Below are 17413 nucleotides of genomic sequence, written 5' to 3'. Positions count from 1 at the left end.
TATAAAAGGCTGATCAAACGGTCAGTTCCTTGTCCGTCAGGCTGAACAGGCCCGAAGCGTTCTGCGCTTTTACTTTGAACCGGCTGTAGACCGGGTTTCCTTCAGCGTCGGGTCCGGGTAAAATAACCGGAAAAGACATGTCTCCGTTATCGGCATTATCAATGCGGCTGATGACCTGCCAGTTCCCCCTGCTGTTTTGCTGATAAAGGTAATAGGTGCCTTTGTTCGCTGTAGGCTGCCAGTGCAGGCTTCCGTCCGACTCGTCATAGCTCAGCTCAGGTGTTTCCGGGTTAAACGAATCGATCAGCCGGATTTCCTGTACCTCTGATCCAAGAGAAAGGATCTCCTCGGCCTGGTTTGCTTCGTTGATGATCTGCCGGATGAAGGCCAGGCGGTAATAGATGGTCTCGCCCAGCGGAAGGGGGCTCAGGCCGGCAAAGTTGTCGGTGACCGTCAGTCCCCCTGTTTGCGGGTCCCTGATGAGCGTGGCATCAAGGGCACTGCCCATCGCCGCGAGGGTCCAGGTTTTAGAAGGATCAGTCGTCCGGAATAACCGTACCCCGGTTACCGTATCATAGGCCGGATGAGGTGAAAGCCTGAACGTAACCTTAACCGGGCTGTCTCCCTCGCCGTCGTTCAGACCAGTACTGTAGGAACGGACTACCGGTGCCTCACCGGGGATCGTGTTCAGCACGGTTACAGGGCCGGTGAAGCCGCCAAGCGGGCCGATTTCCAGCCGGTTGGTTACCTCGGCCGCTACATAAAAATAGAGGAAGCGTGCCGAACCGCGAAGCGTATAGTCCGTAAAACGGATAAAATAGCTTCCTGAAGCTCCCTGGTACTGCCTGATCATCGGAAAAGCGTCAAATCCGGGATCACCGAAATTCATCAGTTTGTTGTCCGCGGTCCTGATCGCCGGCGGGTGGTTTTCAGTCTGCTTACCGGTCTTGATATAAGCTAATATCGGTGTCTGCTCCGTCAGCGGCATCAGTGTTTTATGGATGGCGCGTTCATACCGGGCTATTCTTTCCGCTGAGTCCGGTGATAGCACGTTCCCGTTTCCGTCCAGCTGCAGTTCCGGCAGGTCGGGTACAGGGAAGCCATATACCGCTTCCGAACCATCGGCGGCGGTGACCGGGTATTGCTTAAATACCCCCGAGGCCGACGGATCGAACTGCTGTTCCAGCAGGCTGATATAGCGGTCAGCAAAGAACGGATCGCTGGTAAAACTTCCGAGTGCGCTCAGGATGTCGTTTACGGTGCCCGGCTGGTACAGGCTGCGGAGCACCAGTTCGTGATGGGTACGGTAAAAAGTCCAGCCGAATGGCTCGTGTTTTTGCTCGCCGTTTTCCGGAAGCACCGGAAGGTCGAAGGTAAAGGCCGCTCTTCCGGTTGCGTCCGGGCGGACTTTCAGGGTAGCTGCCTGTGGTCTTTCCGGCGGCAGCGGCACCTGGATCCGCAGTGCCAGCAATACCGCGGGGAGGGACACGGACGAACTATAGGTCGGTTGCCCGGTCTCCCGGCGAAGGGTTTGTACGGCCAGCATCGATTTTTTGTCATTCGCGCCCGGCGCCGGCAACAGGTTTCCCGCGTTCAGTTGATCCGGGGCCGGTTCGGTCATCAGGTAGGCACGGTATCCGGGATGGTAATTGACGGTCATTGACCTTTGCGGGTCGTTCTCCGTTAAAACGGGACGGTCCCCGGTTTGAAAGCCCGGATCATAGGCATATAAAGTAAGTGGGGCGATGTTTTTGATGCCCACAACATCTACGGCTTTCTTTTCACCGCTGTTGCCCGGCAGCGGCAGGAAAATCCGGCCATTATACCATTCCACGTAGGGTGTATGCGGTTCCTGCGGGCTCAGGGCCGCGGGATCGAAAGATGTTCCCTGTGGGTGCGGCGGTAATACCGTGCCCTGGGCACAGGTGATAAGGTAATACCCCGGCAACACCTGGTCATCATTGTCCCGGGCCAGGCTTACCGTGGCCTGTGCATGGATGCCGCCGATCCAGAATCTCGAAGCTTTGCCCTGTTCGTCATAGATCGTATCGATGACAGGCGCGGCGGGATCGCTGTGATCGATAAGCGGGATCTCTGCGCGGACCTGCTGCCAGTTGGTGGCTTCGGAAAGGTTTTCCATGAGGGTAAACCGGCCTCCTGCCGAAGGAGCTACGTAATAATATCGCGTTGCGGTCGAACCCGGGTTTTCCGGATCTTCGTCAGCCATTTCAGTTACCTTATTTTTCGCTAAGGTCAGTACCAGTCCTGCTGAACTGCCGGTCCCGCCGGGCTGCCTGGTGACGGAGAGCACCTCATACGGGCCCTTATCCGTCAGCAGCAGGCTGCCGGTAAAGCGGCCGAAGTCGGTATCCCCGATTGCCGGTTGTTGCGTGCTGCCGTCCAGTAAAGTGTAGGCGGCCGTGGTAACCTGAACGCTCGTCTCCGTAAGCTCCGTCACGTTCCGGACCAGGCCGGACAACTGCAGCGGAGCTGTCGGGCGGTAAAGTATACCGGCCCGGTTTCCTTTGATCACCTCGCTGAGATAATCCGGCACGGCGGGATCAAGACCGCTGACATCCTTGATATCCACCCAGTTGAAGGTCAGCCGGGTAAAAGCGGTATCCTGGCCGGGGAATGCGGCGTCGCGGGCGGCCAGCCAGGTCTGTTCCCGTTCCGCAGTGAATACCGGCGTGTTTTCCTTTTGAATATATTGTACGGTAAGCTCTGTTGGCGGGCGAAGCTGGTTGTCCGGAGGGAAAACGGTTTCATCGGTCTGTACGGCTTCGCTGAGTTCGGAAGCCCTCGAGAAAAGATCCACGCCGTAAATCGCGTATTCGTGTATGCCCGCATTTTTTTCGAGGTGGAGGAAAAGGCTGTCTTCATTGTCCTGCAAAAGCACCGTTTCGGGGGCATCTGTTCCGTGTGCCGCGTGATAGGCGCTGTTGTAAGCGGTGTAAACACGACCTTCTCCGGCCTGGTCGTCCGTGATATAGGGCAGTACATAGGCGGTGTCGCCTGCGGTACGGTATTCCAGACCGAACCAGACCGCCGAGGTATTTGCGCCATGGTCGAAAAGCGCGTTGGGAACATCGCTGCTGAAAAAATCCTCGTCCGGGATCTCCGACTCCATAGCGGCGCGCCCGATGTTGACCAGCCGTACCCGGTTCCTCACGTTATAGCCTTGGGCGTCGAACTGTCCTGCGTCTGGTCTCCCCTCTACCGATAAATGGTAATTTACCGGCCGCATCAGGGGCTTTGCCGGCAGACGGAGGTCGTTTTTGGCGACGGGCAGGCTGAGGTAAACAAGATCTTTAATCTCAGCGGAAAGGGAAGTCCTGTTGCGGTAGGTCATCCGGTAAACGAATCGGTCGTTCAGCGCGGCCTCGGGTGTATCGATGTGACCGAGGCCCAGCATCCGGGCAAAATGATAATCAGCCGCCTGCAGGTTCAGCAGATCGATGTAGCGCAGCGAAAAGCCATCGCCGCCGAAGGGGTTGACGTTCAGCACGGGGTCAATGCCGGACTGGCTCTGCGAGAGGTACGAGGACAGGACGGTTTTTACGGAAGGTTCCTCACCGGTCGAGCGCGACCATTTGTCCTGATAGTTCGTTACCCGCAACGTAGTTCCATCCCGGTATTGCGGCCAGGACTGATCGATCTCCACGCGCCCGTGTTCCTCGAGCCTGCTGAAGACCGTCGCGTCGTCCAGGGAAAGCCCGAAGCCCGAACCGACCGTCGTCCAGGCGTTAGCGGCCCTGCTTTTCAGGAAGTCGTCATAGGTCTCGAAGCTGAGTACGGCCGGGTAGGCATTGCCGTCGGTCTGCAGCCTGATGATACGGATATTTTCCACGGTATAGTTTTTTACCGTTTCTGTTTCCTGGATTTCCAGCCGGTCCCGCAATACAGTCACATCTCCCGTGATTCCCGCATCCGGCCTTGCAAGCGCAGCCAGTTTCAGTATGGCGGCGCTCTGGCCGCTTTTCCTGAGCGTTAAGCCGAAACGGAAGGCGGTTTTGTCGCGGAACCGGATATCCAGCTGCCCGGCGTAGCCTTTCAGGAACCCAGCCGGGTCCTGCAAGGGGTTAACCTGTAGGTGTTGCGCACGGTATGCCGCGGCGTCCCTGAATTCCAGGATGACGGTATTGCTGTATTTACGTCCGTCCCGGGTCAGGTTAAGGATATACGTCCAGCGCGGTTCCGACGCGCTGATGGCCGGGCGCAGTGCCGAAAAATCGAGGTTGAAAACGACCGGGGCCGTATAGGGCGTGCGCGAAATCCGGACGTAATCATCGGGCAGGTTGAAGCCCGAACCCTGGCTGCTGGCATAATCACCCTGGGGCAGGTGGCGGTCACCCAACTGGCCGTTCAGCAGCCAGCGCAGCAGGATGCCTTCGGCAATCCCTGTGCTGCCGTCTGATCCGGCCGCCTGCAGCCGGATCTCCGGCGCGTTATTAAAATAAGCGACCGGGGTATCCCGGCAGGGCTCGAAACCGGCCGCCGCGAGGGCTTCCTCCAGTTCCCCGAATGCTTCCAGCACGGGGATGAAAACCGTGGCGATGCTGTCGATAATATCCTGGCTCAGTTCGTCTTCCCTGCTGCACAGCAGGGCAAAAATATTGAGCACGGTCTGGAATTGCGAGCTGAAGCCGCTCCCGGTCTCCTGGTACCCGGTCAGGAAATCGAGGCTGTAAAAATCCCCGGCGTAAAAATCGCCCGACTGTAAAATATCGGGATCGGCTGCTCCCTCGATGACCCCGAGGACGGTGATGACGCGTTGATATAATTTCTTCAGCAGGTCATTTTCAAAGGTGTTGAGCTTATCCAGCAGGGCCTGGTCCGCCTGGTAAAGCCCGGCTGTTTTGTCGGCGTAGATCGCGGCCAGGCAGGAGGCCATGCTGCTGTAATCTGCGCAGAAGACGTATTGGTTATTTTGATCCGGCATAGGTTTATTTTTTTGTAGTGGATTGAGTTTTTTAACTGTTCAGATAAGCGCTGAGGTCGATATCGCCTGTTGACACCGGTGTCTGGTCATAGCTTTCGCCATTGAAGACCCTGGCGGTAAAGGTGATGTTGGCTTTGCCCGCCGGGATGTCCATCGCGGTATTGGTGATGAATACAGAGGAGGTGTCCCGTGACAGGAAGTAGCGCAGGCTGAGCGGATCCAACAGGCCGCCGGCGGTTTTGGTGTAGGCCAGGCTGACGGTACCTTCCAGGTCTGCATCGCTGAGTTTCGGGTCGTTGAACGGCTCCGGTCCGGTGACGAGTAGGCCAAGCATGCGTGGTGGACCTCCCTCCAGCCGGTTGATCACCGGCCATACGGTCGTACCCTCCACGGGTTCCAGGCCTTTTAGCCCGAGGCCGCCGAAAACGATCCGCTCGAACGGTACGGCGTAGCGCAGGACATCCGAGGCGCCGTTGTCCGGATCGCTGTCGACCAGTTTTTTGAGGCGCCGCTCGATATCCTGGGCGCTGAAAGCCATTTCCAGGGGATGGACGGCGTAACGGGGCGGCGAAGTCGTATTGTCCAGCAGGACACTTCCGACCTGTTCGGCAAAGCTGCCGAAACGGGAAGTGAGGAAGCTGAAGCGGTGCAGTTCGAAGCGCTGCTCGCCTTTTTCGGGTGTTGTATATACAGAATGGAATATCGCTGTATAGAATTTGCCCGGGATCAGGTCGGGGAACACATGAACGGCCTGCCTGAGTTTCTTATAAAGCGGAGCCGCGAGGTGGTTGCAGTCGTTACCGGCTGCGGCCTGGTTGAACAGGAACACCAACTGCTGGCTGAGCGGAAGGCTCTGGTAATTCGCCCAGGTGACTTCCGTTGTGGTCTCTTCCCAGCTCAGGCTTTGCTGCAATACGTTCTGGTACGGATCGATGAGCGTCGTTTCCAGCAGGGTGCCGATGGCGGGCAGGCCAAGGTAGTTATTCCAGCCGGAGAACATGGCATTGATGGCATCTTCGCTGAAGTGCAGGCGGATCGACGGGGTTTTCCAGTACAGGGGCTTGCTCAGCTCGTAACGGCCGAGGGCATCAGGGCTCGAGCGGTTAAAATCGATATAAGGTTTGAGGCTGGCGAGCTTGAATTCACCGGCACAGTCTTCGGCCTCCAGCTGGCGGTAAGGCCGGTAGTGCTGCTGGAAGTGACCCAGCGGCCCGGCTGTCCGGAAACCGAAGGTCCGGGTGCTCCCGTGTACCTGGGCGGCGAAGCCCGGGTAAGATACGGTGTCGCTGACGGACAGGCGGACGGCGAATATGGAGTCTGGGCGCCAGACGGGCTGAATGGTGTTGTTGAGCGTGTTGCTGAGCACCTGTGTTTCCTCGATGAACTGCGCTTCGGGCGGCATGATGTCGGTCCTTGCTTTCAGCCCCGGGGTGAGGTAGGACAGGTTGTCCAGGAAGGTGCTTGCTTCCTGCGGTTCGTATACGGCAAGTTCCGCGGGGATGTCCTGTTCGGCTTTCAGCTGCCGGTCGAGGTAGATCCTTACTTTACCGGCTGAGCGGTCCACGACGAGGGCAAGGTGCTTGGTCTGGTTGCGGCTGATGGTGCCGGTCAGGCAATCGATCGTATACCGGCCCCTGGCTTCCATGCCCCAGTCGGACGTTCCGTTATAACAGGTCAGCCAGAGGCTGTACTCCGGGATGTCCGGATCGGCGGTATAGACGGTACCCGGATCGGCACCCTGATGGCTGAGGTGCAGGGCGAATCCCCTGCGCAGGCTGTCGCCGGTATCCGGGCTGATCCTGGACAACAGGGTGCATACACCGGGCTCCAGCGGATCGAACATGACGGTCGCTTCTATGCTGAAGCTGCCGTTCTCGATCTTGAGCGCGGGGGTGGCCGGTACGATGACGGCGTCATTGGCCGAGGTGTAGCGGTATGGGCTTAGCGGCTGCAGTTCGTCTGACGATGTGCGGTACCAGGCCTGGGGTACCAGGTCGGGGCTGCCGGTGGTCCAGCCGCCGAAAAGTGCTTCTGCTTCATTAGGGGTGTCGAGCTGCCACAGGCCGATGCGGCCTGCGGTGGTACCGGCGGCGATAACCTCCTGCGGGCTGAGACTTTTGTTGTAGAGGGCCAGGCCGGTGAGGCTGCGCGCGGTTTCCAGGTCCCTTTGCCGGGCATTTAGCGTAGCAGCGCCGTAGGTTTCCGGCAGGCGGACGTGTCCGCCGATGCACAGGTCGCCGTCATAATCGGAGGCACTGCGGCCGTCGAAGGTGATCAGGACATGGTCTATGGGCCATTCTCCCGTGTAGGAGACGGTTCTACGGCCGGTACCGGGTTCGAGTACGACGGTATCGCGGGTAACCGGTATGAATTTGTTCCGGAAGAAGAACGGGAAGTAGAAGGCGGTCTGGAAGCTGACGGTGATACGGTGTTCATTCCCGGCGAACTCCAGGCCGATCTCGCTGACTTTTTCGGGGAGCGTGATCTGCAGGCTGCCATGGTGCCCGCGCAGGCGGAGGCTGGTGGCTGTCTGTCCTTCTGCAGGTTGCACATCTGCGTTCAGGCCGCTGAACAGGAAGCTCAGGCCTTCATGGAAAACGGATTGACCGGCGGGGTAGGCCGTGCCCGCGGTTACGGGCGTCCAGTCAACGAGGTTCCGGTTCATGATATGCTCATAGCAGAAGATATCCTTGCGGCCGAAGCCAAGGGCGTCCATATCGGGGAGTGTCTCGTCAATCTTCCCGAGGTAGCTGAACATGTCCCTGGACATGAGCCTGACCTTATTGAACTTGTTCGGGTCGCTGAACTGCCAGTAACCGGGTTTCAGTTCGCTGAGGGCGATGCCGCCGGTTACTTCGTAACTGTCCACAATGGCGGGTACGCCTTCGTAAATATTATAGGGCAGCCACTGGCCGCCGCCGGGTCCGGCCTTCCAGATAAAAATCTCGGCGTTGTCGAGCGCGTATTCGTGGGTCACCTGCTGGTTGACGCCTTTCTGGGGCGGCAGCAGTTCGCTGAAGCCGTCGGGGAGCTGGCTGGTGTAGCCGCCGAAGATGGTCCCGGGTTTCACGGGTTTCAGGAACTCGATATCGATATAGCTGTCGAGCGGGATGGTGACGGGGTTGGTGCCTTCGCTGTTGTCGGTGAAGGCGTATTTCCAGGCGGGGTCGCCGGGGGCGGGCAAGGTATTACCGCTTCCCTGTACGTAGTTGACCTGGAAAACTTCGCCGGTGAGCATGTGCACGGCGGCTGCGGGCGAATAACCGGTGGCGGCATCCGGCAGGCCGATGATATCGATGGGCTGCAATAAAGGGCCCATATCGTCGCTGCGGGGGCCGAGGCGGAGTTCGACGCGGACACGGATACGTTTGAAAATGATCTTGACGCTGACCTCGAAATAGCCGACAATGTTCACGGGGTGCGGCGCTTCGACGGCCAGGCCGACGTTGAGGCCCATGCTGAGTTTGACGAACAGCACCTTGAGGTAGGCGGAACCGCCCATCTCGATGAAGCCGCCGACCTGGAATGGTTTGAAGCTGAGGTGCCCGCCAAGGTTGAGGTGCGCTTCGATGCCGCCGCTGACGATGCCGAGGTTGAGGCGTGCGGAGAAGGCGGCGCCGGCGCCGGCACGGATGCCCTGGGAGGAGATCATCAGGTAGGCGTAGCCCTGCAGGATCGACAGGATTTTGGCCTGTATCCGCGCGTTGTCGGGTTGGTCCTTGCCCAGGTTGATGTACCAGCCGGAGGCGTTGTTGAGGAAGAAGGCGATGTCGAGCTGGCCGTTCAGCGAGAAGATGGAACCGCTGTCGGGGATCCGGTAATCCACGGCGAGGTTGGCCATGAAGGACTGGTCGCCGATGGCGATAAGGGCGCTGAACGGCGGGTCTTTTTCGTCGTCGAGGTTGAGGCGGGGGCGCAGGACGCCGGCCTGTCCCTGGAGCAGGAATACATCGGGGAGGCCGAGCATGATGAACAGCTTGCTGGTGAAAACGAACCCGTCATCGAAGGTGGTGCCGATGGTGGCGCCTGCACCGATGGAAAAGCCGGAGGTGTCGGCGAATTTGCCGATCTGGATGCCTTTCTTCTTGCTGAAAGGGTCCGGGGCTTTGTAATAATCCCACCAGGTGGCGTCGTCGCCAAGTCCGGCGGCTTTTTTGGACGGGATGTAATGCTGGCCGATCAGGCCGCGGAAGCCGTAAATACCGAGCCCGGCGAAAATAGGGATCGGGGCGGGCAGTTCGAGGCCGATGTCCACGAGGAAGGACGGGATATCGGGGTCGAGGCGCATGCCGGCGCTGCCGCTGATGTGCAGTTTGGGCATGCTGAAGGATACGGCGCCGGCATACTCGGTATGGGCGGAGGAATCTTCCGAGGTCGGCTGTTGTACGTTGAGCAGGCCGTGCAAAATAAACGCGGCTTTGTCTTTCGGTACGTTGCCGGGGATGGTCATGTCGATGACGATGCCTTCGATGCTGAAGAACTGGTCGAAGGGGCCATCGTCAATGGAAAAATAATATTTGATGCCGTTACCGCCGACGCCTACGCCGGCGCGGCCGGTGTTGAGCATGCCGTCGAAGCCGACGCAGAGGTAACTGCGTTCTTCGCCGTTATGGGTGCGTTTGTAAGGCGTGATGGTCAGGTGGTCGACTTCGAGCTTGATGGGGCCGAGCTTCATGGTAAAGGATACGTCGAGGCGCTGTATGCCGCCGGCGAACTCGAGGTGGCCGTTCTCCCAGATGCGTAGTTTGGTGATCTCGATGTTCTTGGGAAGGAAGTCGCCGAGGAGGTCGCTGACGGCGGTGAAGCTGAGCAGGCCGGCTACCTCGAAGAAAAACAGGCCGTTTTCCTCGCCGAGTTTGAGGGTGCGGACGTTGAGCTCGAAAACATCGGGCCAGGTGATTTTGGAGAGTTCCCCGGTAGGTTTGGCGGTGATGGAAAAATTACCGCTGTCCTTGAACATGACTTCGATGCCGATGGTGGCGATGCTGCCGTCGCTGTTTTTGAGTTTGGGGAAGCTGAGTTCGCCCTGTACGTCGCAGTTGGTGATGGCGTTCTGGAGGAAGGTCAGCTCAAATGTATCGAGTTTGACGGCGAAGTCCCCGAATTTGCGGTGCAGGCGTCCGTTATCCTGGAGTTTGATGGTGCCGCTGACGCCGCCGGTGCCGATCAGGAGGTTGTCGGCGGTCAGGGTAGCGCTGGGGTGGTCGGGGTCGTCTTTGCCGAAGCGGCCGAAGGTGAGTTGTGCTTGCTTTACATACACTCCAACAAAATCAACAGGGTAGCCAGCCGTTGACGCTTCTGGAATATTTGAAGTAGAGCTTAGATCTAATTTAGCATCCGTAAAAGATAAAACGAATCCAGTGTGTCCAATTTCAGATTTATCAAAGAGAAAGCTGCTTTCTTGATTAAACTCAAATCCTTCTGTCGACGAAAATCCAACGTTACCTACATTGAATCTCAACATCGACAGGACATTTAGATCTTCGTACGGCAAATTAGTTCCAGGATTAATAGGATTCAACACAGATCGCGGAAATTGAAATGCTAAAGCAATATCGTTGATTGAAGCCTGCACAAATGGATCGAATAATCCATAAAATTCAATTCCCGAAGAATGATTTCTTAATAATGCAAATAAATCAATTAACGCACCCTCTATCTTATTTAATGAATCGCTTGAATCGACTACATATTTGATAATCAGGTCTAATAAATTTAAGTTGGCTTGGTTTAAGGCCGAAATAATATCGCTGTAACTCGATTCGGGATTAGCAACATAGATAATTTCATTTTGTGTCCCTGTTAAAGAAAAATCTGTGTTTAATCTTTCTATAATTTCCGGAATAGTAAAAGGGGTCGTATCTTTTTCGATGTTTAATCGTGAGTAAACATCTCCGATAGTGTCGTCACCAACAGGAAAATCTGTAGATATACCAAATTCGTTAATGATGTCACTTGCACTGATTCCCGCGTCCGCCAATCCGCTTTCAATTTCTTCAAAGGAAGTACCTTCAGTGTATACTAATTCGTGTATTGTACCTGTTAAATCATAGTAAGAGTTAAAGACTGTTATTAATTCTTCAATTGAATAAGTTATAAAACCCAAATCGATGTTTTTCGGGTTTTTCATATAGGAAGTAACTGCCTCAAAAACATCTATAGGCTGAACACCGGAGATTTTAAGTAACAGTTTTATCAAATCCTCTGTGCTAAAAGAAAAATTAGCAAGAGAAAAGTCATTAATAAAACGCAAAATACCCAACCTATACGATAAGGTAACATTAAAGGACGTCTGGCTTATATCATCTTCAATACTAGGAGGATTTAGAAGTAAGGCAATCCCTGTTCCGGGAATTTCAACACCGATTTTTTTATTCAGTATAATATCGAGATTATACTTCCTTTCCTCGCCAAACCTGCTACTAACAACCTTATAATGGTCGAAATAAACATCGTCGAAAATGTTAACTACAGCATTTTGCAAAAAACCTAAGCCGTCAGGTAGATTATCTAATGAAATCAGAGTTGATAAACTCGGTAAATATCTTGGCATGATTAAAATTTTTAGTTTGTCCGTCGATAAAGCAAGTGGCTCTCCGTTATTTTAACGATTATGCTTCTACCATAATTTTCAGTTATGACAATACACTAAGCCATGTCATTCAACTGGCTATTTTCAATGACGGATATCGATAAAGTGAATTATGATTAAAACAAATAAGTTATTTATTTATAATGAAGTTTGAGTAAAGTCGTAATGGTCGTACGCCGTTTTGTGATCAACCAACCGTCTTAATTGCTCTCTTCTCCACATCGTCGTGACTGGATTATTCTTTCTAAGAAATTCTTTCATCCATCTAATGTCGTGCGTGTTGACTGCATGTGTAAAATACATAGCCGCCTTTAAGAAACTATGAACTCCTTTTTTATTAATAAACCCAGCGTTGAATCCTCCTGCTCCGACATTATACAATTGTGTGCCGTAAACGTATTTTTCTATTTCATTGAAATATTGGATACCTCCGGCTTCGTAGAATGGAATTCCTCCTGATGTTTCTGGGTAGACTTGTAGATAATTATAACTGGGCTTTCTAAGACCACTTTTTGTGCCTATTCCAACTGCCAGATACTTTTTATTCATTAATGGCTGAGCATGCCCTACTGCATAGTCATAATCCAATTTCATTACACTAAAAACGTTTTCGAAATAGGTATAAAATAATGCAACTGCTTGCTCCTTATGTAGGCCAAAGCCCGCTTTAATCACAGCCTCCTGAAAATTTGAAATTTGAGTTTGTCCTGTGGTTGGGGAATCGACGGTAAATCCTGTTATATACTGTAGCGAGGTATCAGTCGTTATGGGACCGTAATCGCTTTTCCCTTTACCCCCCATGTCATAGCCAAAGGCAACCGTCAAGCCAGAGTTACCCTGATAATAATTAGAATTTATTTTATCATAAATATAGAACTTGTTATCGGTTGCAGATTTAAAAACATAGTATCCATTACTTGCTGAGGCTTTTGTTTTGACTATAGGCTCAGCAACGAAGACGTTAGCGGCAGATTGTATAAGATTATTGTAGGATTGTTCGGTGATATACCCATGTGTTTTTAAACTCAAGATATCCGCTTCGGACTTTTCGGTTCTCGCTTTAGTTCTTGCAGTATCATTTTCCCTTAAGTGCACTTTAAACCCTGATGGAACAGTAAAATAGGCGTCAAAATTGGTATGCGTATTTTCATCATTCATCAAAGCAGCAATATAAGCAGGTATATGATATCTTGTTAAAGACGGGTTTCTAACGAGATTCACAATAACGCCCGCTTCGTCATTGGTGAAAGCCGAATATAGATTTAAATGGTCCGGAGTTGATGAAATTAAATCTGTGAAAGATTGCATGTGCCCGGCTCTACTCAGTTTTTTGTCGGTCGATCTTAAACTATTGGCATATCCAAACCAGGCAGAAAACTTAGTATAATAAGGGTTGTTAGCACGTGTATCGGTGCCAATAATTACATTTTGATAAGGCGTATTCATTGGCCGTTCGATAAAAAAAGGCAATCGAAACGCCATTTCAAAGGATAGCTTATCAAGATTACCCTGGTATATGTAATCTCTTATTGCAGCGTGGGGAGTTGTCAACAATCGAGCTCCCTTATTATCAATACTGTTTGCATCCGATATAATTAGGCTCAGTTTGTTCTTTATATTTGTCCAATTTCCGCTAAACGGCTGATCTATACCAACAGGATTGGGTATAATTTGGTTATCCCAGGTGAAGCCTGGAATTTTTGCAAATGCCGCATTTGCATAATTATTTGATACCCAATTAACTCTATCAAGGCTATAAACGTTAATACCTGTTAAAATCGAAGAAGAAATAGATTTTGTACTGCCTGCGACAGAACCCAAAACTCCTAACTCTGATTTGAAATATGATCTATATCCTGGGTTACTAATCGATTCAGGAGAGTTAAAGTATATATATAAATTCGTCTTTTGAAAATTGTTGCTCGTAACTTTTCCCGTGATACTTTCTACTTCATCCTTAGTTATTGCTATGGATTCGAGAATATCAAAAGGAGCGACATCTATCCCCTTTACTGAAAAAGGGTCGTTATTTCGTATTTCAAGCGTTGAAATTGTATCTGAAAGCTTAATTTTATAGATATTTAGTGTAGGTCCAGTAACTGACCTTTTCGAGCTTTTTACTCCATTTGGAATGGTTTCCGAATAAACTGAAGCATCTGAAATTGTTTTATAAAAGCAATCAATTGTGTTGGGAGTCCATGCGCTAATATCGATTACAATGTCATTCTTTGGAACTAACAAGCTTCCATTCTGGGTATCCGTATTATTTTCCAGAAATATTTTAGGATCTAATTTTGCAGTATAAAAGACTTTTCCAATGGAATCGTTCACAACATGCCTGCCTGCTGAATATGCTCGGCCCAAAGAGACGCCATAATGAGGCTTAGGTTTGCCATTCTTTTTTGCCATATTATTATTAATTTATTTGAGAATATTTACAATTATTGTATATCATTCATGTGAAAAGGAAAAAATACTTTTACATCGGACTCGCCGTCAAATACAACACCCGTATTTTCATCATTTTCTTCTACATCAATAGAGACCTGATCTTCAATAGGTCCTATATTTTGATAATTAGCTAATTGAAGCCTCAAATAGGAAGCAATAGGGGCGTTGATACCTTCCTCCTCTTTATTGAAAATAACAAATGCTTTGTCATCGCTCCAATCAGAATCATCCGTATTACATATCGAAAAAATCATATTCTCGGTTATCTCCGAAACAGATTTCAACCAATAACCTGCATGTAATATCAATAAGGGAGCGGAATTTCCGGAAACTGGGACCGAAAGTTTCAATACATAATACGTTTGCCCGGTATCATTTATCGAAAAGTTGGAAAAAGTACCCGTTAAAATTTTCAAAGGGAAGCCATCGCTACGATATGGAGTTTCTTCAGCATTTATGGCAGGTGCACCGTTTATTGTGAGTTTTATATTTTGAGGACTATCTTCAAACCAATCCATCGGATATTCATGCACATCTCGGATATCGATGTAAACGGTACTTCGAGTATTAAACCGTTTAATAAAATTATAAATCCCCTCTTTAGTTTGTGATTTAGGAGCAGAGAGGTTATTTGTACCTACAGAATATGCATTATGTACGTATAATCCATAATATGCTGCCGGATCAATATAATTTAATATTTGCAATTTCGAAACTTCAGCTCCTTCGGCAGATATTTCAATAATATTTGCAAATGTCCTTGCAATTTCCAAATTCGGATAATAGAAAGTTTCCTCTAATAAGATCTCAAAACCAAAATCTAGTTCAGAATCAAACCTGCCTATGCTATCCCCCTGTTTTACAAGGCCAAACTGATACTCGTCAGAAGAAAAAATATCATCAATCAGATAACTGCCTGCCAAGTCCTCGTAAAGAAATAACGCACTTTCGCCATGTTGACCTTTTCTCAATTTTTTTATAAAATCACTATCATCTGTACTCATAGGACGTATTCCGTTATATGAGTTATTTTGGTCTAAAAAGTCAGATTTTAAGAGTCCTCTGTATATGAAATATCTAACCGGTATTCCAAAAGGCAAACTACTGGGTTTCAAAATCAGATTAACTCTGTTTTCCTGATCATCTTGCTCAACAATAAAAACTTCTCCATCGGTAACAGCATAAGCCATCAAATCCTCGCTTCCACTGAAAAGAGATGTGACTCTATATGCTGTAGAAGAGATTGGTCCGTATGATTGTTCGCTGTTTTGCTCCGGGAGGTCAGTCTCCGCAATAAAATAATTAATTGTGTTCATGCGATTATTTCAATAATAAGTCCACCTTAATTTAAGAAGTAACAATTCTTATTAGTTAATGTCAATCAGGGCACTGAGCGTCGCTTTGTTGTATTTCAGTACGCCTACCTTGTAGGCACTGGCTGGTGAGTGCAGGTTATTGTTGATCTGCGTACTGACCGGGTAGGTGTCGGAGAATACCGCGTTGCCGCCGGTATAGACGAAATCGTTGCCGGACTGGGTGATCTGGCCGCCTTTGTAGGTGTTGAGCTGGACGGTGAAGTTGCCGGTTCCGGGCGGATGGTACCAGACGGCGTAGATGCCGACTTCGATGGTCCCCGGAGCGGCGGGGAAATCTTCGACGAACTTCTTCATGCCGATCAGGGCGGCTTCGTAGCCCGAATCGCCGCGGTTGTCGAGCGCCCACCAGAGGTAGGCCTGGTCCTGAGGGTCCGCGTTGGCGGGTATGGTGATGCTGTCCTGTCCGAAACCTACATAGTGGTTGTCAATTGTCGTACCGTTGTTTTCGAAGCCGACGAGGATATCGAGGTCGGTGCCTGCACCCTGGTCCCAATGGTAACGGACGGTCATATAGTCGAAATCCTGGAGCTGTACGGGGCCGCGTGTGGTATAGGATACTGTCCGGGTGGCGACGTCGTACACGAGCCTGATGATGGTGGTCAGGTCGGCTTCGTTATGGCTGCCGTTGGCGCCGGCGACCAGTTCGCTGCTGAAGTTGACGGTGCTGCTGAATGCTGCACCGCCGGTGACGCCGGGGATATAGCTTCCGGCGCTGCCGGACAGGACCATCTCGGAAGCGGCATTTTTGAGGGAAAAAGCGCCGGTAAGGGTTTGGGCCGCGGTACTTCTGCCTTTGATGTAAAAGGTGAAGGACGGGCTTGCCGGGTGATCGGCGAGCAGTTTTTCAATATTGAACTCGAAGCGCCAGTTCAGGGTCTCCTGATCGATCAGGTCGGAGGCGAGAACAAGGGCGTTAGCCGGGTTTGAGGCGGCAGGTACGATATTATTGCCGGTATAGGCGGCGACGTGGTTGCCGCTGACTTCGGCGTTGTCTACCAGGCCGATGACGTTGAGCCCGGTATTGCTGAACAGGTCGACGACGAGTACGCCGGGTACGAGCACCGGATCAAGGATGGTGATGCTTTTATGCAGTGTTCCGGACGGTCCTGTGGCCGTGATGGTATCGGGGCGGCTGGCAAGGCCGGTATCGTTGAAGCCGGGGGTATAGGTCGCGCCGTTAAACGTGCCGTCGGTTGCTGTAAATGTGTAATCGGCGGTAAGATCTACCGTACTGTCATCGTACAAAGTGGCGATGATATGGTATTCGGCGCTGCCGCCCCCGGTAACGGTGGCGGGACCGGTGATGGTCATGGAAGCCGCCTGGCAGGTACTGAAGGACAGGTATTTGATACCGCTCCAGCCGGCTTCGGTCAGGATCCTTGCGCCTACGGTATGGTTGCCGCAGCTGATTTTTCCTTCGAGGGAAGCCGCTTCGGCACCGGTAACGATTTGACCGTCGAGGTACCATTCATAGGCAAGGACGGTTTGCTGGTCTTCTGCGCTGTCGAAAGACAATGCAAAGCTGGTGGAACGGGAGGGGAACGAAGCATTTCCGGTGAGGGAAAAGGCCGGCCCCTGGAGGCAGATGGTATTTGGCATGGTTTGTAAGTTTAGGTTTATCCGTGATAAGGTTTAGGTTAAAGTTATTTATTATGCAATCACTTTATATTTCCATAACGTGAAGTCTTCATATTATTGTATACACAGCAGTTGATTTTTTGTTCCGGGAATTTCTTTTGCGAGATGTCCGGAATCCAGTATTTTATAAACAGTTGTGTATAAGGCTCAGATCAGTGTTTTTGAAATGAAACAGTATCATTTTAAAAACACGAATTAATTCAAAGAATAATATTTATATAACTAATTTAATTATATATCTCATATTTCTTTCGGCATCGCTTGCCTTTGCGGCTATTTCCGTGCCGTTGATCCGATGTCATGAACAAATGTACGGACTCTTTTTTTAAATTGCTAATAAAATTAGCAATTTATTTTTAAGATAAGAGGTTTTATTTGCTTGGTGTCATGTATTTATTTGATTAACAGTGGCTT

Annotated in this window: 5 protein-coding genes; all 5 read right to left on the bottom strand. The window is 51.2% G+C overall.

Features of this window, described 5'->3' with window-relative positions:
* Positions 1–13: 13 nt before the first annotated feature.
* Complete coding sequence (locus LX99_RS20995) at positions 14–4942, bottom strand: hypothetical protein (protein WP_146203184.1); 4929 nt, start codon at positions 4940–4942, stop codon at positions 14–16.
* A 31-nt stretch (positions 4943–4973) separates the two neighbouring features.
* Positions 4974–11495, bottom strand: coding sequence for a hypothetical protein (locus LX99_RS20990; RefSeq protein WP_109609612.1), 6522 nt, complete (start codon positions 11493–11495; stop codon positions 4974–4976).
* 177 nt (positions 11496–11672) lie between these two features.
* The gene (locus tag LX99_RS20985) at positions 11673–13943 is read right to left on the bottom strand and encodes a hypothetical protein (protein WP_109609611.1); all 2271 of its coding nucleotides are present in this window, start codon (positions 13941–13943) and stop codon (positions 11673–11675) included.
* 32 nt (positions 13944–13975) lie between these two features.
* Positions 13976–15301, bottom strand: coding sequence for a hypothetical protein (locus tag LX99_RS20980; protein WP_109609610.1), 1326 nt, complete (start codon positions 15299–15301; stop codon positions 13976–13978).
* Between the two features lie 51 nt (positions 15302–15352).
* Positions 15353–16960, bottom strand: coding sequence for a hypothetical protein (locus LX99_RS20975; protein ID WP_109609609.1), 1608 nt, complete (start codon positions 16958–16960; stop codon positions 15353–15355).
* Between the last annotated feature and the right edge of the window lie 453 nt (positions 16961–17413).

Origin of the sequence: Mucilaginibacter oryzae (assembly GCF_003148845.1) — a bacterium.
Taxonomy (GTDB): Bacteria; Bacteroidota; Bacteroidia; order Sphingobacteriales; family Sphingobacteriaceae; genus Mucilaginibacter; species Mucilaginibacter oryzae.
This window is presented reverse-complemented; position numbering and strand designations above follow the sequence as displayed.

Coding starts and splice junctions, on each gene's coding strand:
- LX99_RS20995 (WP_146203184.1), bottom strand. CDS start 4,942: ATGCCGGATCAAAATAACCAATACGTCTTCTGCGCAGATTACAGCAGC.
- LX99_RS20975 (WP_109609609.1), bottom strand. CDS start 16,960: ATGCCAAATACCATCTGCCTCCAGGGGCCGGCCTTTTCCCTCACCGGA.
- LX99_RS20990 (WP_109609612.1), bottom strand. CDS start 11,495: ATGCCAAGATATTTACCGAGTTTATCAACTCTGATTTCATTAGATAAT.
- LX99_RS20980 (WP_109609610.1), bottom strand. CDS start 15,301: ATGAACACAATTAATTATTTTATTGCGGAGACTGACCTCCCGGAGCAA.
- LX99_RS20985 (WP_109609611.1), bottom strand. CDS start 13,943: ATGGCAAAAAAGAATGGCAAACCTAAGCCTCATTATGGCGTCTCTTTG.